General features: G+C 62.4%; 14 protein-coding genes and 1 pseudogene. 7 read left to right on the top strand and 8 right to left on the bottom strand.

What is annotated here, in order from left to right; translation table 11 throughout:
- Positions 1 to 69: 69 nt before the first annotated feature.
- The 7 genes from IB278_RS24105 to IB278_RS24135 all read left to right on the top strand — a co-directional run bounded on the left by IB278_RS24105 (position 70) and on the right by IB278_RS24135 (position 10,008).
- Positions 70 to 1,323 (top strand): MFS transporter, encoded by a 1,254-nt coding sequence (locus IB278_RS24105; protein ID WP_192325940.1) that lies wholly within the window; start codon positions 70 to 72, stop codon positions 1,321 to 1,323.
- An 8-nt stretch (positions 1,324 to 1,331) separates the two neighbouring features.
- Positions 1,332 to 2,375, top strand: a complete 1,044-nt coding sequence (locus IB278_RS24110; protein ID WP_192325942.1) for a LysR substrate-binding domain-containing protein — start codon at positions 1,332 to 1,334, stop codon at positions 2,373 to 2,375.
- On the top strand, positions 2,368 to 4,044 hold the full coding sequence (locus IB278_RS24115) for a hydantoinase B/oxoprolinase family protein (protein WP_192325944.1): 1,677 nt from the start codon (positions 2,368 to 2,370) through the stop codon (positions 4,042 to 4,044). Before IB278_RS24110 ends, IB278_RS24115 begins: the two co-directional genes overlap by 8 nt.
- Positions 4,041 to 6,173, top strand: a complete 2,133-nt coding sequence (locus IB278_RS24120) for a hydantoinase/oxoprolinase family protein (protein WP_192325946.1) — start codon at positions 4,041 to 4,043, stop codon at positions 6,171 to 6,173. Before IB278_RS24115 ends, IB278_RS24120 begins: the two co-directional genes overlap by 4 nt.
- Complete coding sequence (locus IB278_RS24125; protein ID WP_318646700.1) at positions 6,170 to 7,189, top strand: phosphoglycerate dehydrogenase; 1,020 nt, start codon at positions 6,170 to 6,172, stop codon at positions 7,187 to 7,189. Before IB278_RS24120 ends, IB278_RS24125 begins: the two co-directional genes overlap by 4 nt.
- Before the next feature lie 69 nt (positions 7,190 to 7,258).
- Positions 7,259 to 8,662, top strand: coding sequence for an MmgE/PrpD family protein (locus IB278_RS24130; protein WP_192325948.1), 1,404 nt, complete (start codon positions 7,259 to 7,261; stop codon positions 8,660 to 8,662).
- Positions 8,663 to 8,664: 2 nt separating this feature from the next.
- Positions 8,665 to 10,008 carry a lipase family protein gene (locus IB278_RS24135; protein WP_225613125.1) on the top strand — a complete coding sequence of 448 codons (1,344 nt, stop codon included), beginning with the start codon at positions 8,665 to 8,667 and terminating at the stop codon, positions 10,006 to 10,008.
- 312 nt (positions 10,009 to 10,320) lie between these two features.
- Here the strand turns inward: IB278_RS24135 and IB278_RS24140 are convergent.
- The 8 genes and pseudogenes from IB278_RS24140 to IB278_RS24175 all read right to left on the bottom strand — a co-directional run.
- Positions 10,321 to 10,860: pseudogene (locus IB278_RS24140) on the bottom strand (tyrosine-type recombinase/integrase); the annotation flags it as partial.
- 331 nt (positions 10,861 to 11,191) lie between these two features.
- The gene (locus IB278_RS24145; RefSeq protein ID WP_192325950.1) at positions 11,192 to 11,986 is read right to left on the bottom strand and encodes an HNH endonuclease; all 795 of its coding nucleotides are present in this window, start codon (positions 11,984 to 11,986) and stop codon (positions 11,192 to 11,194) included.
- Entirely contained in the window at positions 11,983 to 12,684 is a 702-nt protein-coding gene (locus tag IB278_RS24150; protein ID WP_192325952.1) for an RNA ligase family protein, read from the bottom strand. Before IB278_RS24150 ends, IB278_RS24145 begins: the two co-directional genes overlap by 4 nt.
- A complete protein-coding gene (locus IB278_RS24155) occupies positions 12,681 to 13,223 on the bottom strand; it encodes a hypothetical protein (protein WP_192325954.1) in 543 nt (180 codons plus the stop codon). The genes IB278_RS24150 and IB278_RS24155 overlap by 4 nt, the downstream gene beginning before the upstream one ends.
- Entirely contained in the window at positions 13,204 to 14,550 is a 1,347-nt protein-coding gene (locus IB278_RS24160; RefSeq protein ID WP_192325956.1) for an AAA family ATPase, read from the bottom strand. The genes IB278_RS24155 and IB278_RS24160 overlap by 20 nt, the downstream gene beginning before the upstream one ends.
- A 15-nt stretch (positions 14,551 to 14,565) precedes the next feature.
- A complete protein-coding gene (locus tag IB278_RS24165) occupies positions 14,566 to 15,987 on the bottom strand; it encodes an argonaute/piwi family protein (protein WP_192325958.1) in 1,422 nt (473 codons plus the stop codon).
- Entirely contained in the window at positions 15,987 to 17,435 is a 1,449-nt protein-coding gene (locus IB278_RS24170) for an SMEK domain-containing protein (RefSeq protein WP_192325960.1), read from the bottom strand. Before IB278_RS24170 ends, IB278_RS24165 begins: the two co-directional genes overlap by 1 nt.
- Positions 17,432 to 21,454 carry an N-6 DNA methylase gene (locus IB278_RS24175; protein WP_192325962.1) on the bottom strand — a complete coding sequence of 1,341 codons (4,023 nt, stop codon included), beginning with the start codon at positions 21,452 to 21,454 and terminating at the stop codon, positions 17,432 to 17,434. Before IB278_RS24175 ends, IB278_RS24170 begins: the two co-directional genes overlap by 4 nt.
- Positions 21,455 to 21,520: the final 66 nt, after the last annotated feature.

The raw sequence follows: 21,520 nt of genomic DNA on the forward strand, positions 1-21,520 counted from the left end.
ACGACCGTGTCTGGAATCCCGTCTTTGCCACAAGGTGGCCGCGACCGTGAAGCGAAAAGGTATCAAGCAATGGCCACCCGGAATCCTGAAATCAACCGCTTCAACAAGAAGGCCGCTTTCTTTGTGGCGCTGGCGATGTTCGCCCAAGAGTCGGTCTGGAACTTCTACGACGCGCAGGTTCCCGCCTCGCTCAGGCAGTACATCAGCAGTGCGGCTGTGATCGGCCTGCTGATGGGCGTGGACAACCTGCTGGGGATCTTCGTTCAGCCCTGGATGGCGCACATGTCCGACCAGCACAAGGCCAAGGGCGGCAGCCGGTTCCGCTTCCTGCTCATCGGTGCGCCCGTGGCCGCGGTGCTCTTTGCGCTCATTCCGTGGGCGATCTCGTTCGAGATGCTGCTGGTCGCGATGATCGGCTTCGCGTTCGTGGCGAACGGGTTCAAGTCCATCACGGAGTCGCTCACGGCCGACTACCAGGCCCCGAACCATCGGAGCAAGGGCAACGCGGTGGCTCGCATCGGCGTGGCGCTGACCATCCTTGCGTCCGCCGCCATCAGCTTCATCGTGGTGGACAAGGATTTGCGGCTTGCATTCTTCATTCCAGCACTGCTCCTGGTCATCGGCATGTACGTCGCATGCAGGGCGCTGTCCTCCCAAGAGGCGCATCGTCCGGTACAAAGCGCCGACGACCACGCGCAGCTCAACCTGAAAGAGCTGGTCCTGGATGTCTTTACTTCGCCCGACAGGCGCCGGCTGCTGCTCCTGCTGGCCGTGTTCGGTGCGAATGGCACCTGGACGGCGATCCGGTCCCAGCTGACCCCCTATGTGATGGAGGTGCTCGAATTGACGCGAGGCACCGCGGGTTCCATCGGCTTCCCGGCGGGGATCGCGTTCCTGGTGGCCGCAATTCCGGTGGCGATCATTGCCGACCGGACGAACCGCGCCGTGGTCTGCATGCTCGGCATGATCGTCGTCGCTCTCGGCTGCGTGGCCGTCTTCTTCGCGACGAGCACAGTCCAGGTCGCGGCGGCCATGGCCCTGGTTGCCGTCGGATGGGCCGCCTTCGCGATCAATGCAGTCGCGATCCTCTGGAGCATCGCGCCCAACCAGGCGTACCTGGGCACCTACACGGGCATGTACTGGACCGCCGCGGCCATCGGCCAGACGCTGATGCCGGCCTTCCTCGGCCTGCTGGTCGACCTGACGGCATGGCGCTACATGATGTTGCATGCCGCTGTGCTGTCCTGCCTGTCCGCGCTGCTGATGCTGAAGGTGGTGCGCGGCGCGGCGCCCCGGCCGCGCGAACAGCCGGAGGGCGTCTGAGCCTTGCCATGAAGCAGTTCGAGTTCACGACGCTGAAGCTCTTCCTGGCGGTCGCCGATGGCGGCAGCCTGACGACCGCTGCCGACAAGTGCAACATCGCCATCGCCGCGCTGAGCAAACGGATCTCCGACCTGGAGGCCTCGGCCGGGACGCGCTTCTTCGAACGGCGGGCCCGCGGCATGTCGCTCACGCCGGCCGGTCGGGCGCTGCTGCAGCATGCGCGGGAGATCATCTACGGCGTCGAGCGTATGCAAAGCGACTTGCTGCTTTATTCCCGCGGGATCCACGGACTGCTGCGAATCGCGGCCACCGCATCCGCCGTTGCGGAGTTCCTGCCGCAGGAACTGCGGTCGTTCTCGGACGCGCACCCCGAGGTGGCCATCGACCTCACGGAAGGCACGAGCCAGAAGGTGGTGGAGGCGGTCCTGGACGGGCGGGCCGACCTGGGGATCTTTCTCGAACCGGTCGCGGGCAACGGGCTGGTCACGTTTCCGTACCGCCGCGACGAGCTCTGCGTCGTCGTGCCGAGAGGACACCACCTCACGGCGCAGGCCCGCGTGCGCTTTGCCGAGACGCTGGTCTACGGCCACATCGGCACCGAGACCCAGAGTTCGTTGAGCCAGAAGCTGATGGCCGAGGGCGGTGTCGACTACCGCGTGCGGATCCGCGTCGGCAGTGTCGATGCGGCCTGCAGGATGGTCCATGCGGGCCTGGGAATCTGTATTGCGCCGCGGCTGATCGTGGAGAACTACAGGGACTGCTTCTCGATCGCGCTGGTCGGGCTCGACGAGCCTTGGGCCGCGCGCCAGATGCTGGTGGGCGCACGCTCGAAGCAGGGGCTCAGCGGCGCGGCGCGCGCCTTCCTGCGGCGCTGCGTCGGCGCTGGCGCGGCGCAGCCGCAACGACACTCGCCGGGCCCGATCGGCAGGGCTGCGACCGCAGAGGTTTCGTGTGCCGCGAAAGACCTGTCGCACGAAGCTAAACACAAGGGCCCACCCCCTTCCTACGATCCAGTCTTTCCTCATGAAGACCCGGAGACCACGCATGAATGAGCAAGCAGACGGCATCGACCCCATTACATTGGAGATATGGTGGAGCCGGCTCGTCGCGATCGTCGACGAAGGCGCTACCGCGCTTCTTCGCACCGCCTTCTCCACGATCGTTCGGGAGTCCAACGACTTTGCCATCGTGCTGACGAACCTGCGCGGGGAGTCGATCGCGGAGTGCAGCGGCGGCATCCCCGCCTTCGCGGGAATCATCCCGCGAACGATCCGGGCCATGCTCGAGAAGTTTCCGCTCGGGACGTGGCGCGAAGGCGACTGCGTCCTCACCAACCATCCCTGGATCGCCACCGGGCACCTGCCGGACATCACGGTGGTGAGCCCGGTGTTCCACCAGGGGCGAATCGTCGGTTTCGCCGGCTGCGCCGCACACTCGCCCGACGTGGGCGGCAACCTGTCGGCCACCTGTCGAGATCTTTTCGAGGAAGGCGTGTGCATTCCACCGATGCATCTGTATCGGGCTGGCGAACGCAACGAGCCCTTTGTAGAACTGTTCCTGAACAACGTGCGACTGCCGGAGCAGGTGCTCGGCGATCTGGAGGCGCAGTGCACCGCGAACCGGGTCTGCTGCGAACGCGCGGCCGACTTCCTGCACGACAGCGGCGAGCCTGATTTCGAACGACTTTCGGCGGCCGTGCTGGAAAAGGCCGACGCGGCCATGCGCAAGGCCATCGCGGCGATTCCCGACGGCCACTATGTCTCGACCATCGAGGCCGACGGTTTTCCGGGCCATCCGACCCGCATCCACTGCACGATCACCGTTGCAGGCGATCAAATGGTGGTGGACTACGACGGCACTTCCGCGCAGGTCGACAAGGGCACGAACTGCACGATCAACTACACGCGGGCCTACTCGGTCTACCCGATCAAGTGTGCGGTGGATCCGCTCACGCGCAGGAACGAGGGCTCGTACCGGGCCATCGAAGTGCGGGCGCCCGAGCGCAGCATCGTGAACGCGCAATACCCGGCGGCAGTCGCCGCGCGCCATCTGACCGGGCATCTGCTGTCATGCGCGATCTACCAGGCCCTGGGCAAGGGCGTTCCGGAACAGGTCATCGCCGACAGCGGCGGTGCGCCAGCCTTCCGGCTGGGGTTCGCGGGCGTGAACGACGCGGGCGAGCGCTTCGGCCAGATCCTGTTCGCCAGCGGCGGCATGGGCGCATCGTCCAGGCAGGATGGATTGTCCACGACGGCCTTTCCGACCAACTCGGGTGCCGGAAGCATCGAGGCGCTCGAGGCGGTGGTGCCGCTGCTCCTGACCCGGAAGGAGTATCGGCAGGACTCCGGTGGCCCTGGCCGGTTCCGCGGAGGCCTGGGCCAGGAGTGCATCGTCCAGAGTCTTGCCGGGCAAACCGTGATGATGGGGATGCTTGGAGACCGCGAGTCTCATCCCGCGCTGGGGCTGCACGGTGGCATGCCGGGCGCGGTCGCACAGGTCATCTTGCCCGACGGCACCTCTGCAAGTCTCAAGTCCCAGTCCACGCTGATGCCCGGGGGCCGCGTGGTGATCCGGTTTGCCGGCGGGGGAGGGTTCGGGGATCCGGCGCAGCGGGACATCGCCGCGGTGGTGGCAGACGTCGCGGACGGCTTCGTTTCTCTGGAGCAGGTCCGCAAGGTCTATCCGCAGGCCTCCGTGCAGGTGCATGGAGATGCCCGGTGAAGCGCAGCACCCGCATCGGCGTCGACATCGGCGGCACCTTCACCGACTTCGTGCTGCACGACGACTCGCGTGGCGTCACGCGAATCGGCAAGCGCCTGACCACGCCCGATGCGCCGAGCAGGGCCATCGTGGAGGGCATCGAGCGGCTGCTGGCCGAGACGAATACCGGTGCGGCCCAGATCGGCAGCATCGTTCACGGGACCACGCTCATCACCAATACCGTGCTGGAGCGCACGGGCGCGAAGATCGGGCTGCTGTGTACCGAGGGCTTCCGCGACGTCCTGGAAATGGGGCGCGAGAGCCGCTACGACGTCGACGACCTCTTCCTGCCTCCGGTGCCCGTGATCGTTGCACGACGGCTGCGCCGCCCCGTGCGGGGGCGGCTGCTGGCCAGCGGCGTCGAGCATGAACCGCTGAACCTCGACGACGTGGTGCGCGAAGTGCGGTGGCTCGTGGAGACGGAGCGGATCGAAGCGCTGGCGATCGCGTTCATGCACGCGTACCGCAATCCGGACCACGAGCGGCGCGCACTGGAGGCGGTCCGCGCGCTGTATCCGGACCTGCTGGTGACCCTGTCTTCGGAGGTGGCGCCGGAAATCCGCGAGTACGAGCGCACGAACACCGCTTGCGTCAACGCCTACGTGCAGCCTCGCGTGCATGCCTACCTGGGCCGGCTTGCGAGCGACCTGGCAGGCATCGGTTTCGAAGGCGATCTCTACATCATGCTGTCGGGTGGGGGCATCACGACCGTCGAGGACGCCCGCCGCTTCCCGGTGCGCCTCATCGAGTCCGGCCCCGCAGCGGGTGCCATGGCCGCCGCGTTCGTGGCGCGCCAGATCGGTGAAGACCACATGATCTCCTTCGACATGGGGGGGACCACCGCGAAGATGTGCCTGATCGAGGGCGGCAAGCCCAACCTCAAGCATGAGTTCGAAGCCGGCCGCATCCGCAAGTTCAAGCAGGGCTCGGGCTTGCCGTTGAAGCTCACGGTGGTCGATCTGATCGAGATCGGTACCGGTGGCGGGTCCATCGCCGCCGTCGATGCCAATGGGCTCATGAAGGTCGGACCGCGAAGCGCAGGCGCGCAGCCGGGTCCGGTCGCCTACGAGAGGGGCGGCACCGAGCCGACGGTCACCGATGCCGATCTGGTGCTCGGCTATCTGAACCCGAAGTTCTTCCTGGGTGGCGAGATGGCGCTGTCGCTGGAAGCCGTCAGGAGGGCGATGCAGGACCGGCTGGGCGACCGTCTGGGCATCGACGCGATGGATGCGGCCCGAGGCATCCAGGCCATCGCCAACGAGACCATGGCCGCGGCAACGCGGATGCACCTCGCCGAGAAGGGCAAGGATCCGCGGGCGCACTCGCTCATGGCGTTTGGCGGCGCAGGCGCCGTGCACGGCTATGCGCTTGCGCGCCTGCTCAAGGTTCCGCGCCTCATCGTGCCGATGGGCGCGGGGGTCATCTCCGCACTCGGATTCCTCGTCGCTGCACCCGCGGTCGACGAGGTGCGCGGCTACCTGACGCGCCTGGATGGCGCCGACTGGCCGGTGGTCAACGCCTTGTTCGCGCGGATGGAAGCCGCGAGCCGGGACCTGCTGGCCAGCGCCGCGCTCGGCAATGGTGAGATCGCCATCCGCCGGCAGGCCGACATGCGCTATGTCGGCCAGGGCTTCGATGTCACCGTGGACCTGCCCGGCGGGCCGCTTGATGCTTCCAAGGTCGGGAAGATCAAGGAGGCATTCAACGCCGCCTACCTGGCCCGCTTTGGCCGAGTGGTCAAGGGCGTGGCCATCGAGGCCGTCAACTGGCGACTGCAGGCATCGCTGCCGGCGCAGGACATCACCTTGGCCTATTCCTGCGTCCAAGGCGAGGCGCTGCGCGGCGAACGGGAGGTGTACTTCGACGGCTTCGGCTTCAGAAAGGCCAGGGTCTACGACCGCTATGTGCTCGCGCCGGGTGTGCGAATCGCCGGCCCTGCCGTGGTCGAGGAAAGGGAGTCGAGCTGCAGCTTCGGCCCCGACTGCAGCTTCACGGTCGACCGCTTCTTCAACCTGGTCGTCGACATCGACCACGGCGGACGCGCCGCCACGCAGGCAAGGGCCGAACTGAGCATGGAGGACGCCAGGTGAACGATCAAGCGATGCGGACCGTGGTGGTCACGCAGAGGTTCTTCGACGACGAGACCATTGCCTACCTGAAGTCGCACCGATGCGAGGTCCGCCTGGCCGAGCTGCCGCCCGGCGAGGCCGACGGCGAGCTCACCGAGGACGCCCTCGTGCAGATGCTCGCGGATGCCGACGGCTGGATCGTCGGCCATGCGCGCGTCACCCGGGCGTTGCTGAGCAAACTGCCCAGGCTGCAGGTCATTGCTCGCCGCGGCGTGGGCCATGAACGGGTCGACGCCGCGGCCGTGGCAGACCTCGGCAAGGTGGGCGCGATTGCCGTGGGGGGCAACGACGCCTGCGTCGCCGACCATGCCCTGGCCCTGATGCTGGCCGTCAGCCATCGGCTGCGCGAATCGCAGATGCAGATGAACGCGGGGTCGTGGACCATCCTCACCGGGGCCGATCTCTATCGGAAGACCGTGGGCATCGTCGGGCTCGGCCGCATCGGCCGCGGCGTCGTGCAGCGCCTGCAGGGCTTCGAGGCGCGGATTCTCGCGGTGACGGGAACCCCCGACGAGGCGTGGTCCCGAAAAATGGGCGTCGCGCATGTCGACCTCGACGAGTTGCTGGCCTCGAGCGACGTCGTGAGCCTGCATGCGCCGCTGACGCCCGCAACGCGCATGCTCATCGATGCCGAGGCGCTCGCGCGCATGAAACCCACGGCCATCCTCGTCAACACGGCCCGCGGCGGCCTGGTGGACGACGCCGCGCTGCTCGATGCCCTGAAGGCCGGCCGCATTGCCGGTGCGGGACTGGATGTCTTCCTCAGCGAGTCCGACCCTTCCTGCACGAGCGTGACCAACGAGCTGATCGCATTGCCCAACGTCATTGCGACGCCGCACTCGGGCGCATCCACGCGCGAGGGCCTGCTGCGCACGAACCGGATCGCGGCGCAATGCGTCGTTGCGGTGCTGGAAGGTGGGGCGCCGCCGCCTGCCTGCGTGGTCGCCGACGGGCGCCATCGCGCGGGATCGACATGACCCGCGTGCCACGCCACGCTCCAGAAGACCTCGCAATGAGATTTCCCGAACAACTGACAAGGCCCATGCATGTCTGACCTGCCGCTTGCCCGACGTATCGCGCGATATGCCGTCGAACTTTCTGTGGACGATATCCCCGAGCAGGTGAACGCCTGTGTGCGCAGACGTGTCATCGACAGCCTGGCCTGCATCCTGGGGGGCTATGGCGCGGACCCGGTGAAGATCGCCGTGGCGGTGGCATCCCGTACGCCGCAGCCATCCTCCACCGTCTTGGGGACCCGCCTTCGGACGACACCTGAGCTGGCCGCGTTTGCCAACGGCGTCATGGTGCGCTTTCTGGACTACAACGACGGCTACATGGCGCGCGAGCCCGGGCATCCGAGCGACAACATTCCAGCATGCCTGGCGCTGGCGGAGGCCGAAGGATCGACCGGCAGAGAGCTCATCGCGGCCATCGTCGTTGCCTACGAAATCCAGATGAGGCTGCAGGACGCAGCCAGTCTGAACAAGCGCGGCTGGGACCAGGTGAACTACATCAATGTCGCGATGGCCGCGGCGGCTTCCAGGCTGATGAAGCTCGACGAAGCGCAAACCGAGCAGGCGATCAACATCGCAGTCAGCGCGCACATTGCGATGCGCCAGGTGCGGTCGGGATCGCTGTCCGACTGGAAGGGTTGCTCGGCGGCGAACGCCGCGCGAAATGCGATCTTCGCCGCCAGGCTCGCGCGCCACGGAATGACGGGGCCGGCTCCGGTGTTCGAGGGCGAGATGGGGTTCTTCAAGCAGGTGACGGGCGAGTTCGAACTCGACGTCGGAAATTTCGGCAGCCGCGAGAACGGACAGTTCGCGATCCTGCGCTCGCTCACCAAGACCTTCCCGACCAACGGGGAACTGCATACCGCGGTATGGGCGGGAATTGACCTGCGACGGAAGATTGCCGACATCGACGCCATTGCCGCAATTCGCATCGAAACCTCGGAGTTCAACGTGCGCGTGCTGGCCGACACGCCCGAGAAGTGGCGGCCCCGGACACGAGAAACCGCCGACCACAGCCTGCCGTACAACGTGGCGCGGGCGCTGCTGGATGGCGATATCACGATCGACTCGTATTCGGCGCACCGGATCGCCGATCCGCGCGCCATTGCGCTCATGGGCAAGACGACGGTCAGCGAGGACGCTGCGCTGACGCAGCTGTTTCCCAAGCACCTCGCGAACCGGGTGACTGTGGTTCTGACATCGGGCGAAGAGTTCAGCAGCGAGCGGATCAGCGGCCCTGGATCGTTGGAGACGCCAATGACCGACGACGACTTCGAGCGGAAGTTTCGCCGCATGGCCGCGCCGCACCTCGGCCGAGCCGCCCAGGACCGCGTGCTCGAATTCGTCTCCGACTTGGCGAACCAGACGGCCTACGAGCTGCTGTTCGACGCCATGTCCAGCCAGTCACAGGCCGTCGCCGCGCGGCAGGAGGCATGAGGATGAAGCAGCCCAACGGAAAGAAAAAGTACGGCGGCACGGTGCTGCCACACGCGACATCTGCTGTGAGCGAGCCTCCTGCCCGCGCGTCTCGCCGGGTGGTCATGAGCGTGCTGGCCTTCGCCTTCATGGCCGTCTCGAGCGCAGCGCTCGCACTGGGGCGTCTGCCCGTGGGACCGACAGCAGGTGACATGGACCTCTCACCGTTCTACCGGGCCGCCGGCCTGTTGCCCGATGCACCCGGCGTACTTCTGCGGGAGGAGGCGATGCCGGATCAGCCGGAGATCGACGCCGCCGGTGAAAGCCGGCGCATTCTCTACACGTCCACCGATGCGCGCTGGCAATCAGGCCAAATACCAGTCAGTGGCACGCTCTTCCTGCCCGTCGGAAAGGCACCGGCCGCAGGCTGGCCCCTCATGGCTTGGGCCCACGGGACGCTCGGCATCGCGGATGCGTGTGCGCCTTCGTGGACCGGATTCCGTCCGCGCGATGCCTCCTACATCAATCGTTGGCTCAAGGCGGGTTTTGCCGTGGTCGTGACGGACTATCAAGGTATGGGCGGCCCAGGCCCACATCCCTATCTCAATTGGCAGGTCGAGGGACGTTCGGTGCTGGATTCCGCCCGGGCGGCCATTGCGGCGCGGCCCGCGCAAATCTCGAACCGGGTCATCATTTCGGGCCAGTCTCAGGGCTCCGGGGCTGCGCTGGGGGCGGCGAGGCTCGCGCGCGACTACGCGCCAGAGTTGAAGGTGCTTGGCGCGGTGGCAACCGGACTTGTCAGCACATTCCCGACGGGGCCGGTTTCACTGCCGACGCGCAACTCGAGCAACATGTTCCTCAGTTTCGCAGCAGGAGGGTTGCGCGACGATGGTCCCCAGATCGACGACATCGTCAGCGACAAGGGCCGCCAGCTCCTCGAGACGGCACGCACCGCTTGTACGGGGGAGGTCATGAAACTCGCCAGGAAGCTGCGTATCGGAGACCTGAGCGAGGCTCTGTCGATCTCGATGGAACGCCTGGAGGAACTTCGCATCCCCGTGACGGACATGCCGATGGGCAACATCGGCGTGCCGCTCTTCGTCGGAACCGGCCTGGCCGATGCAACCATCACTCCCATGCGCCAGTACGCTGCCGTGTCAGCACTGTGCGCGTCCGGCAACGACGTGGTTTGGATTCGCTACGAGGGCCACGGGCATGACGGCGCATTGCACGGGTCATTCGGTGACTCGATGGCCTTTGCGCGCACGGTGATGGCGAAAAAGAAGGTCTCGGGCAACTGCTCGAAGATCGCGCCGCCGGGTCCCCCGGGGGGGCGGCAAGAGGGCCTGATTTTCAATGACGATTGAAGCCATGTCGGTGACATCGTCAGCACTTCTGAGCAACTGCGCTCAAGATCAAGATCCAGGCATCGGGGTCAGTCGCCGCGAACGTCAGGCGTGCGTCGATCTAGGGCATCTGAGCGAATTTCATGGCACAGCTGCAATGCGGGACGCAAACCCCGCGTACCTGTGCGCGAGCAGCCTGGTGGTTCTCCGTCTCCCGCAGCGAGCTCCGCCAGCAGGCGGCTGCGGGAAAGCGCGGGTTTTCGGCTAACGTCGTCAAGATCAGACAGGTGCGTTGCCTAGATGCTGGATTGGCAGGAGCGCGCGGACTTGGCGCTATGCCATCTGACGCGGCTTTAAAGGAGTCGCGTCGGCACCGATGCGCAGCTTGTCCAGGTAGTCCGCCCAGCGCTGCATCATTTGCCGGCGCGCGGGGAGATGGGCGGTGCGGTTGTACGCACGACCGTTGGCATCCCTGACCGTGTGGGCAAGCTGATGCTCGATGAAGTCCACGCGCTCGCCGAGCACCTCGTCCATGATGGTTCGCGCGGTAGCCCTGAAGCCATGGGCCGTGTGGACTTCGGCGCTGTACCCCATCCCGCGCAGAGCGGCATTGATCGTGTTCTCGCTCATTGGGCGCTCACCCGTGCGAATGCTGGGAAAGACGTAGCGTCCGTGGCCAGTGATCGGGTGGAGGTTCCGCAGGATCTCGACCGCTTGGGTTGCCAGCGGCACGACGTGATCGACCTTCATTTTCATCTTCGGGCCGGCGATGCGCCACTCGGCCGCGTCCAGGTCGATCTCGGCCCATTCCGCGGTGCGCAACTCGCCAGGCTGGACAAACAGCAGCGGGGAAAGCTTCAGCGCGGCAACGGTTCGACAGGAATCGCAGGTGTGTCAAAAATCCGCATGAATATTGGATTCTTTGGGCTGGAAGAAAAAAGATACCGCCATAAGTACCGATAAATGTCAATGCATAGTTTGGATGCATCGAATGAGGACCCCCCGAGCCGATTTTGTCGACGCTACGGTCGACGGCCTTCCGAGATCAAGCTGAGCAGTACTGATCTCGGCGTTCATTTCGAACCGCCGATCTGCGTCAGGAACGCGCGCGCCGCATGGCGTGGGCAGAAACTTGTGTCAAGCGACATCAAGAGCTGCCCCCTGGGGTCAGAGATCGGCGGAATTCAACACCCAGCCCAGAACCTCATATGTCGTTCCCGGTTTCCGCGTTCGGCGTCCCGTTGAAGCGCATACGGTGGTATCGCAGGTAGCTTGCGTGCTCGGGGGCCAGCCAACGCAACTGCAGGGGGTCGGTCAGGCCGAGCAACTCGCCATCTTTGGTGGAGATCGAAGGCGAGACGAGCATCCAGCCGGCCTCGTCAAAACTGATCAGAAATCGATCGAACAGCGCGTCGAGATGGGCGCACAGCAGGAATCCATTGAAAACATCGAGCCGCTCCTCATCGCTGGCGCAGTCGGCCCAGGGTTTGGCGTGGCTGGCACGCAGCACCGCAGGAATGCTCACCTTCTTGACGGCGCAAGCGCCGCCCCAGTAGCCCAGCATCGCCGTACGGAACCTGTCCTGACCCACCCGCTGGCGCACTAGGCGCTCCACCTCGGTACCACGGCTACCGGCGGGGAGCTTGTCCAGCGCTTCCGCGACCTCGGCCTGGTAATCCTGCGCCGCCTGGCTGGGCAGTGCCTGCGACAAGCTGGCAGCGCGGCGCAACAGCAAAGCCAGATCTGCCACGGTGGCAACATTGAACGAATCCACGGATGCCGCAGCGCCTTCGAATGTCCGATGCAGTTCCGGAAGCAATGCAGGGGAAGCCGGTTGAAAAAGGATGTTGAAACCGCCGCTGGTTGACACCGATACCACCGCGCAGGCTTGATGGCGCGCTGAAGCCATTGCAACCACGGCGGGCTCTTGCACCAGCACGTGCTCAAAGCCGTTGTCGTGGCCGGCTTTCTCGATCAGGGTGCGCTGCAGCGGGTTCATCGTTGTGCGCCGCAGTTTGAACTCACCTGATTCCATTCAATAGCGCGCTTGCGCCAATGCGTCTCAATGGCCTGCGCGAAGTCAGCTCGAACGAGCTTCGCTCTCGCCTCGCACCATTGATTCGACTCACGGCGAATGACCACGCCCTCCAGCGGCCCACAGCGATAGCGGCTGGTGGTCGTCGCCACCAATTGCTTCAGCGCAATAACGGTGTACTTTCCACTCGCCACCAGGGGCACCGTGGCCATTCCTGCCGAGGCAGCCAGCGCATTTCGGCGTGAACTGCTCCAGAAGCGCCCTGCGCGGCGGTCGTACACATCAAACAGCAGGAACCAGTCCGGCAACGTGGCATAGTCCAGCGAATGGCGCGCGGCACACCATTCGCCAAACATGATGATGTCGGGCGTCAGAACACTGCACAGCGCGTCGCCATGCTGGGCAAACCATGCGGGCAGCCGGGCAAACTGCCCGGCATGGGGCTCGGCCAAATACTGCCCACGGTTCTGCGTTCGCAGACTGCCATCGGGCGCAAGCGAGAAGCCGAGATTGGCGCCATCAAGCTTTTCCTCCACAACCACGTCGCCTGCCAGTAAGGCCTGGGCTTCGTCAGGTGAAAGCACCTTGTCGTCGCGTGGTGCGTCCTGACCGAGCCACGCCAAGTGTGGGGTGTGTGGAAAGCGGAAGAAGTCGGTCGTCATTGCCGGTCCACTTTGACCCGGTACCAATCGGTAGGCAGCAATGGCTGAAAGCAAATTCCGAGCACCTCCAACTGTGCTCTGGCAATGTACCAGTCTGTCTCCGCCCCGTAAACGATGGGGGGTGATTCACCGAACAGGATCAGTGCTGCCAACGCACACGCTACCCATTTCCGGTCCTCCCTGTCGGGAACAATGGCCTCGTGCGCAGGTTCAAGAACGGCTATGTGTTCGCCATTGCCCTCAAATGTTTCGATCGGAACGTGATCGACCTGCATTCGATCAATCTTGTTTTGAAGCACTTGCATGCCGTACTCCTGCTCACGCCAGTTGTAGGGCATGTTGCGCTCGTACTCCGCTCGCACCAAGCCAACGTCATCCAGTACGATCCGGTCGTCCGAGAGATCGAAGGTAACCAGCCATTCGTATACCAACTCGCGCAACTCAATTTCACGCGGCATGGCTCGGGCGGCGACACTGGACAGATTAGAGATCGCGCTGGCAGCGAGCATCACATTGGTATCAACCAGGAACAGTGCCATCTTGGGCCCTCAGGTCTTTGGCGCGCTTGATGGCCAATGCAGTTTGCTCGCGGGTTTCACCTAGGGCGTCACCGAAAAATTCTTTGGGCCAGTTTCTTACTCGCCCAAAGTCATCGACCTCCAACGGCAACAGCCGCGCGCTCTTGCCTTCCCGTTCGACGAAATACATCGCAGCATCGGCAATGGAAACTTCTTCGCGTGCAATCAAAGTCTGCATGCGTCGGAAGAGATGCTCGGAGTGAGTTTCGAGGATGAACTGGACTTTGCGTCGATTGCTGACTTGGGCAAACAGCTCTGCCAGCTTGCGTTGTGCCAGCGGATGGAGATGGCTCTCGGGCTCCTCCAAAATCACGACGTGCCCAGGCTTGGCAAATAGCGCCGCCACGATGACGGGGATGACCTGGGACACCCCCACGCCAACGTCCTTCAGATTGCTGGCCTGACCGTCTTTCTCGATCATCAGTTCGTAGCGCGCGGAGCTTCCCAGAGCGCGAATGCTGAGGCCGTCGGCCAGATTCATCTCATTGAGCCAGTGGATCGTCTGGTCAAACAGACTCGCTTCGGGGGGCAGGGCTTGATTGCGCTTCTTGGCCTGTTGAAACACGACACCGCTGGCAATCAAGGCATCCACGGCCTTGGCTCCATCGTCGCCAATGTGAGCGGGCATGCGCCCACCCCACACATAGTCTCGCTGCGCCAGGCGTCGCACGGGCCCCAGATAAATGATGCGCCCCAACTCATCAAGCAAGGCCGGGCCAATCGGTTTGATCAGTTCGCCGATGTCCCCCAACTTATTCAATGTGGAGGCCGAGAAGGCGAAAGAGCGTTGCGGCCGATAGTCTGCGCTCTGACCCAGAGCCTTGGCTCGGGTGCCCAAGCTCAGGCGGTAGATGCCTGGCTTGCGACGTGCGACCGTGAAGCCCTCATCGTCCTTTCCAAGTCGGAGATAGGCTAGCTCGGCGCTGCCAGCTGGGCCCTTGCCGTAGCGCGCCGAAAACAGCGTTGAGCCGCCAGTATCAGGAGAGTCCGCCCAGCGGAATTCAATCCCCACCTGCGTGGCAGATGTGCTTTCGGTCGCCGCGCTGTGACGGCAGAGCAAGTCCTTGAACTGACCCATGGTGACCGAGTCATCGGCATCGGGATTGCCGAGGTTCAGATCCAGATTGGGATCGTCGCCTTTGACCGTTTGCCGGATCAGCAGCAAGCTCTGGATCATGCTGGATTTGCCGGAAGAGTTGGTGCCGAGCAGCAGCGTGATGGGTGCCAGCCGAACGGGGCCAGTGCTGCGCCAAATTTTAAAGTTCTCGAGCTTCAGATGGGTCAGCATTTTATTTTCCGGTCATTACATGTAATAGCCGTACCGAATCTGTGGTCGATCATGCTCTTCCAAGTATTTCATGATCTCCCCCACCTTTCTTGCGCAACTGAGCGTAATGGGGTACTTCCCATCCAGTTGGGTGTTGTTCCAGTTCATTTTTGTCAACCCAAGAATCTCTTTGGCAAGAAATGCAGGGCTTTGCTCTGATCTTATGATTCGTAGCTCAAGAGGTTGAGGTATATACATCCCAGGGTACGTCTTGTAATACCAGATGGAGCCACGTGTGTAGAGCAATTGCCGTTGCTCATCAAGGACAAGGGATGTGCCGCGATAGGGTGGATATGCGCCAGCCCTGAAAAGACGGAGACGCGAATCCATAACTGTCACGAAATCAACTGTGTCAATTCGGAGATCCAGTGCTGCGCTCATGAATCCGGACATTTCAGGATCAGAGAAATTAGACGTCTTGTGAACAACTACTCGCCCAGGATATGTCCGCATCGCATTGCGGTACTCATCAAGGGCAGCCTTGAACAAGGTGTATGACTGCTCTTCGGACAACCGTGGGATCCGATCTCCTTTTTCTAGGTGCACAGGAGTGCCTCGGAGAATCAATCCATTGCCCAGCTCATCAAAAACCTGAGCCAAACTGGTATTAAGTGTCTTCTTGTCTCTGCTTCGGTAGAACGCAATACCCAATGCACAGGAGAGCGTATTCCCATCAGTTTTTTCTAATCGCCACGGATTGGTTGCTCCCGCCTTGTAATACAGCGCGGTCGCCAGATTCCAGGCCTTCGTTGCATCGTCCTGCTGACTTTTTGCGCCAGACAGCAGCGAGTCTGCCCGCACCAATTGCAGCGGTTTGCCCAGATGCATGGCCTTTGCTTTCAGTGCGCGCCGGAAATTAAGCTCTACCTGGACTTCAATGCTCTCTTCCAGTTTTTCATCACCTTCAACAGCCGAATCCTTGCTGACTGCATCGAAGATGGACTTAGAGAGCACGCAAACGATGACATCAACAGGCCGATTCTGTGCGAGGAATTTTATTTCCTCGTAGTAGAGATCGATTGCCGCCTCTATGCGTTGCGTACGGTCCTTGATTTTTGCTATTTTCTCAATGTCTAAATGCCTTAGCGGCCGACCTAGGTCCTGATTAAATGAAAATTCGGCATAGAATCCTGCGTCTTCATTAAAGCCGCAAAATTCTGGGAAGAGGTTTCCTTTGTGCGCGTCAACATCAGCAGAAATCGGTGATTTCATTCGCTCAAGCAAACTCGAAAGTTCTTCGAGATCTTTGCTTGTCCCGATAGCGCCAAGAAGAATTCTGGTTCTTCGGGTCAGAGACCTCTTGTCATATACACCGTAGGCTGCAATTCCGCGCCGTGGGCAAACATGCGAACCCTCAAAGAATTCAAGCCTTGGCTCGTTGACATGCACCAATTTCATTATCCGAACATCCTTGTTGGATTTTCCGAATCCTCTTCACTGGCAGACGGCAACGTTGCCCACCCTGACTCCTCCAGGGAAGGAGCTCCGCCCAGCGTGAGTGCTGATCCGAACGAGAGAAATGAATCAGTCAGCTTCTTTTCAGAGAAGAGGTCCTCGTCGTCGATGGTACGCAACCACGCAGATAGGAACCGAAAATGATTCATAACTTGCTGATTATTTTCTTGGCGCTTAATCCAACTGAGGTTGTCTTGGCTAAATCCAGATTCCTTGAAAGCAGCGCCGTAGCTGAAGAACCAGCTGGGAGTTATCGCCATGAACCAGAGATCACCGAAGAGCAAAAATTCCACTGCAAACGACAGATGCTTCTGTAGATAAACTTTAGAGCGATCTTTCTTATTAAATCGCCTTGCGAAGACGGTGCGCTTGGCCTTCTTCTCTCCCTGCCATGTCTCTTCCCGCTGGTTGAGTCCGTCTTCCAGGGGCAAAAAGACAAATTCGCCGCCGTCGTTCTCCCATCGCACACGCTCTTTGAATAGGCGCTGCTGCAACGAGAATCGCAATAGTGACTTGAAGACACGTTCGTGATCTTCGTCAATGGTCCAGTAGTCACCAGGGCGGTGCGCTTCTGTTGTTCCTGACTCGATCAGGTGCTTGTACGGATTGTCCCGATCAGTCAAGTCGAAAAATGAGACCAAGTTGCCGCTGTGAATAACATAGGCAGAGGGGACAGCAGAATCGTTCTCTTGGTTGAACTCCCGTATCGTTTCTCGCCATAAACCCGGCTTTCTTTTGCCGTGCCGCTCCACGAGATCAACGCTTAAACGTGCAATGTAAAGAGTACTAGGGAAATAGAGCTCTACAAGATTGGCCGTCAATGATTCTGCTGGCGCCAAGGGCGGATCAATATCCTCATCCGCCAAGCCAACGGGGACGCCACGCAAGTAGGCTTTCAAGTGGTTCAGCGCCGCTTGCAGCTTGTGCGGTTCGGCATCAGCAGCCTTGGAGCAAAGCTCTTTGTAGTCCCAAACATCTGTGCCGGCTGAAAACTGATGTTTCCCGGCGCACGCTACCTCAATCGCAGCCTGTGAGTAACTGCCTTGTTTTGCCGTGAGCACGTAGACGATCAGTCGGTCGTAGCGCTGGTGTAGGTCATGGCTGACGAACTGCTCCAAGGTGTACTTGACCTTGCCGATATCGGCAGTGGCTGTTATCTGGATGGCCACGCGGTGTGTATCGTCTGCCAGATCGATTCCGGGGAAGTTCGATTGCTCAGTATTCAAGTTGCGCAGTGCGGACCAATCGCACAGCTCGCGCAAGAGGCCGCACATGAGGTTCTCTGACACCTTGTGCGCGTCAAACTGCCCCATCGCGCTGGCTGCCTCGATTTCATGTCGAAGTTGGGCGATCAACTCGCGGAATTCGTTCTGCAGGTCGAGAATCTTCATCTGAGTGCCCCGCGTTCCAGCTTGTCCCAAGCTTCGAGCACCAGACTCTGTGTTCGGTATTCCCCGTTGAACTCGCGCTTTTCACGGTCCTTCAGCACACGGAAGGTTTCGCTGGGGTAGTCCAGGCCCATGACGTCGGCGGGATCGAGGATGTAGCGCAGTTCGTCGCGAGTGAGGCCGTATAGCTTGGCGTAGTAGGCGTCGAGTTCGGCGCGCAGGATCGCGCGGCGGTCTGCATCGAATGAAAAGGGCGGGCCGTCGTAGCCCAGGTCTTTGGCCCAGTCGACTAGGTCGTGAGCAGCGTAGGTGAGTTCGAGTACCCGCGGGACGATATAGGCGAGATCGGCTTCGGTGTATCGGTCAGGCGGCAGGACAGGAAGCTGCTTGTAGATGAAGTAGTTCATATGCGTGCCGCCCGTCTTGTGGCGAGCCACGAAGTCGAACACCAGCGCATCAAGGTTTCCCAGCAAGGCAGCAAACGGCCGCGAATCTTCACGCTCGGCAAACAACATGAGTGGCAATTGGTTGCCGACCCCTGCCACCGGCACCACCGAAGCAATCACCGTGCGTTCGTTGGTGGCATTGGTAATGTCTCGCCAGCCCATCAACCAGCCGTGCTGCCAACCCTTGTCGCTCAGGCGCTCTTCCACTTCACTGCGGTTGACCCAGTAACGCGGGGCGACTGTGAAATCCGCCGAGGCTTTTTCAATGGCGGTGACGTCTCGGCTGCCGCCATCTTCCGCATAGGTAGCCCAGCGGTGGTCGAACTGGTGGATGAGCTTGGCTTCATAAAGCGGTAGGCGATCGGGGGCAGGCGCGTCCTTGAACAGGTGGCTGTCATTCGACATGTGCAACATGGCCATGAACGAAATGCCCCACGGGTTCTGCGCGGGCTTCACGGTCATGGCCTGCTTGCCCTCGCCTGCGATCACAGCGTCACGCATCAGCACTGGCGCGGCGCGATAGAGTTTTTTAGTCAGCTCCGCGTCGCGCTCGCTGCGGAACACCGGGCAGGTCAGCGTGTTGGGGTTGATGAGGCGGAATTCGTCGGGCGTGAGAGCGAAGCGGCGGCGAGGGTCGGTTAAATCCTCAACAGACAACAGGTAATGCGCAAGATCAGCAGGGCCATCCGTTGCACCTATCGTCACGAGAGAAAACGGCGTGTCTGGATGAACCGAAGGGAAAATTCTTCTGGCGTTGTCGAAGCCAAATAGAGAAATCAGTTTCTGGTTGTTCACCAAGAACTGGAAGAATCTTTTTGTAGTGTCGTCGGTAGCAATACCGGACGGAACGATGAAACCTCCTCGCCCTGTTGTTGAATGAATCTGCGAGATGGTCTCAGCAAACAGTGCATAGGTGTTCACATCCCCTACACCCGCAAGCGGATAGCGACCACCGTCTTCTTCCTTGACGTGGGCGAACAGACTGGCGGCTTCCGCCGTGCGGCGTGCGCTGATGAATTCGCAATACAGGCGCTGCTCGGCTTCGTCCTCGTGTGCTGCGTGCGTCAGGTCGGGGTAGAGGTGGCGCACCAGCATGCCTTCGCTGAGCCACTGGATGCGCTGGGCGCGTTCGGCCTTGTTGCGGGCCTCGAACACGTCGCGGTGGCGAGTGGCGAAGAACTCTTCTTCCTGCAGCTTGATGCGCTCCCAAGGCGGGTTGGCCAGCACGCAGTCGAAGCCGCCGTGCGCGAACACCTGCGGAAAGGCCAGCGGCCAGTGGAAGACACGTGCTTCCGCACAGGCCTGCCGGGCGGCGGCCAGCGCGGGTTGCTGGTCGGCCGGCAGTGCGCTGCCCAGCAGGGTAAGGTAGAGCGTGGCGGTGGTCGGGATGGCTTGGGCCGTGCCTTCGGTTTTGGGCAACAGGTAGGCGCCCAGCAGCAGGTCGGCGGCCTGGGCCAAGTGGTTGTTGCGTGCCAGGCGCAGGTAGTCCGCCCAGGCGCTGGCCTTGGCGGCGATCTGTTCGGTGCTGTCTTCGGGCAGGGCTTCGAGCGCTTGCAGTTCGGCCAGGCTGCTGGCGTTGTCCAGGTGCAAGCGGCTTTGCGGGCCGGTGCGCTCGTTGTTCAGTTGCTTGAGCGATTGAGCGTTGGTCTTGGCCAGTTGTTTGCAGGTGTCCTTATCATCGCCGCTGAGGGGCTTGAAGGCGTCCTTGGCGATGCCTCGTTCCAGCGCGTGCAACTCGGTCAGGCCGAGCAGGGCGTCGCCCACTTGCAGGTGGTGGTCGAGAAAGCCCAAGGGGCGGCCTTCCTCGTAGCTCTCCAGCCACAAAGCCATGCGCGCCAGTTCAATGGCCATTGGGTTGCGGTCCACGCCGTAGATGCAGTGGGCCACCACTTCGCGCAGGGCGTGGCGGTAGTCCTGCGGCTTGATGGTGCCTTCTTGCCCGCTTTCTAGGCTGCGTAACTGGGCCAGCTTTTCTGCAAGGCGGCGGGCGGCGGCGAGCAGGAAGTGACCGCTGCCGCAGGCGGGGTCGATGACGCGGATGGCCAGCAGCGCTTCGATGGGCTTGGCCGGGTTGGCGGCCAGGCGCTGCTCGATGAGGGGGTTGAGCGCGCTTTTGATGAGCTCCTGCACCAGGCTGTCGGGGGTGTAGTAGCTGCCGGTGAGCTTGCGGGCGTTGCCGGCGGTGCTGCCCTCCTCGGTGCGGCCTACGAAGTCAAAGCTGCGGGCGGGCAGGTCGATAACGGGCACCAGCTCCAGCAGGCTTTCATACACACTGCCCAACTCCTCCGGCCCCATGTTGCGATAGTCCACCGGGGTGAGGCTGCTGCCCTTACCCTGCGCGACTACGGCCCACCGCAGGTGCTGCAAGGCGGTGAGCAGGTGAGCGTTGTCCAGCCTGGCAGCATCTAGATCGGGGCATTGTTCGGGCGCGAACAGGCCACCCAAGGCAGGCAGTGCCAAGCGTGGCTCGCCCCGCGCCAGACCGCGAAAGACGATGCGGATGGCCTGCCATTGGTCCTCATGGCGGGTGCGGGCACGGCGCTTGAGGCACAGCTCGCGCAGGCGGGTCAGGGCATAGCCTTCGGCGTAGGCGCGGCGGGCGGCCAGTGCGTGGGCGTTGTCATCCTGTGGGTGCAGCACACCGCGTTCTTCCACGGTGAAGATGAAGATGAGCCGGTAAATGAGGCGCAGCAGTTGCTGGAAGTAGGCATCCTTGCTCAGGGTGCCATCGTGCAGGGCGGTGCGCAGGGCGTGGCTGGCGGGGTGTTGCAGGAAGCCCGCGCCGAAGGTCAGCAGGGCTTGCTCGACGCCGTTGCGCAGGCCATCGCGCACACGAGTGCCTTCCTCCTGGCCTTCGTTGCGCCATTGCTCCCAAATACAGGTGGCAGTGGTTTGCGGGGCACGGCTTGCATGCAGCAGGCGCCAGACATTGGCGAATTCGGAATAGCGTGCACCGCCGAGCAGATCGGCCAGATCCACTTCGAGGAAGCTGGGGCGGGTGAGACTGGCGGCGTCGCGCAGCAGGCGCAACTGTTTGCCATTGCTGACGATGCCCCATTGCAGCGCTTCGCTGGCGTTGAGCAGTTCCTGCAGGGCCAGGAAGGGAGCTTTCTTGCGGCTGCCCGAGCCGGCGATGGCAAAGCGAGTGTCGGCATCGTCCAGTGGCTGGGTATGCGATGCCACTAGCACCGGCATTCCTCCAGGTGGATGGCCGGCAACGAGGCTGACCGGATAGCGCAATTCGCCCACCTGCTGCCCTTGCGCGGCGTGCAAGGCTGCGTAGCCGAAGGCGTCGCGCAACAGTTCGTGGACGAAAGCGGTGGTGACGTGTGCGGCATCGACGTCGGTGCGCTCCATTTGCGCGGCGAAATGCTGCCATTGGGCGCAGGCGATTTGGAAGGCACGGCTGTATTCGTCCTTGAGCTTGACGCCCTTGGGGGTGCCGTAATCGGCCTCAAGCTGTGCGCTGGCTCGGCCCTGGGCGGCTTTTTCTAGTTGGTCGGGCAGGAACAGCCCGCCTTCCAGCTTGAGGGTAGGCAGATTTAGCGTGGCCTGGGTCTTGCGGATGCGTTTCATGTTATTGGCAGGCCTCTGCGACGACTTCCCAATGGCCGCCGTTGGTGGGACCGATGTGGCGGATCT

It is taken from the genome of Variovorax sp. VRV01 (assembly GCF_014852545.1).
GTDB lineage: Bacteria > Pseudomonadota > Gammaproteobacteria > Burkholderiales > Burkholderiaceae_C > Variovorax > Variovorax beijingensis_A.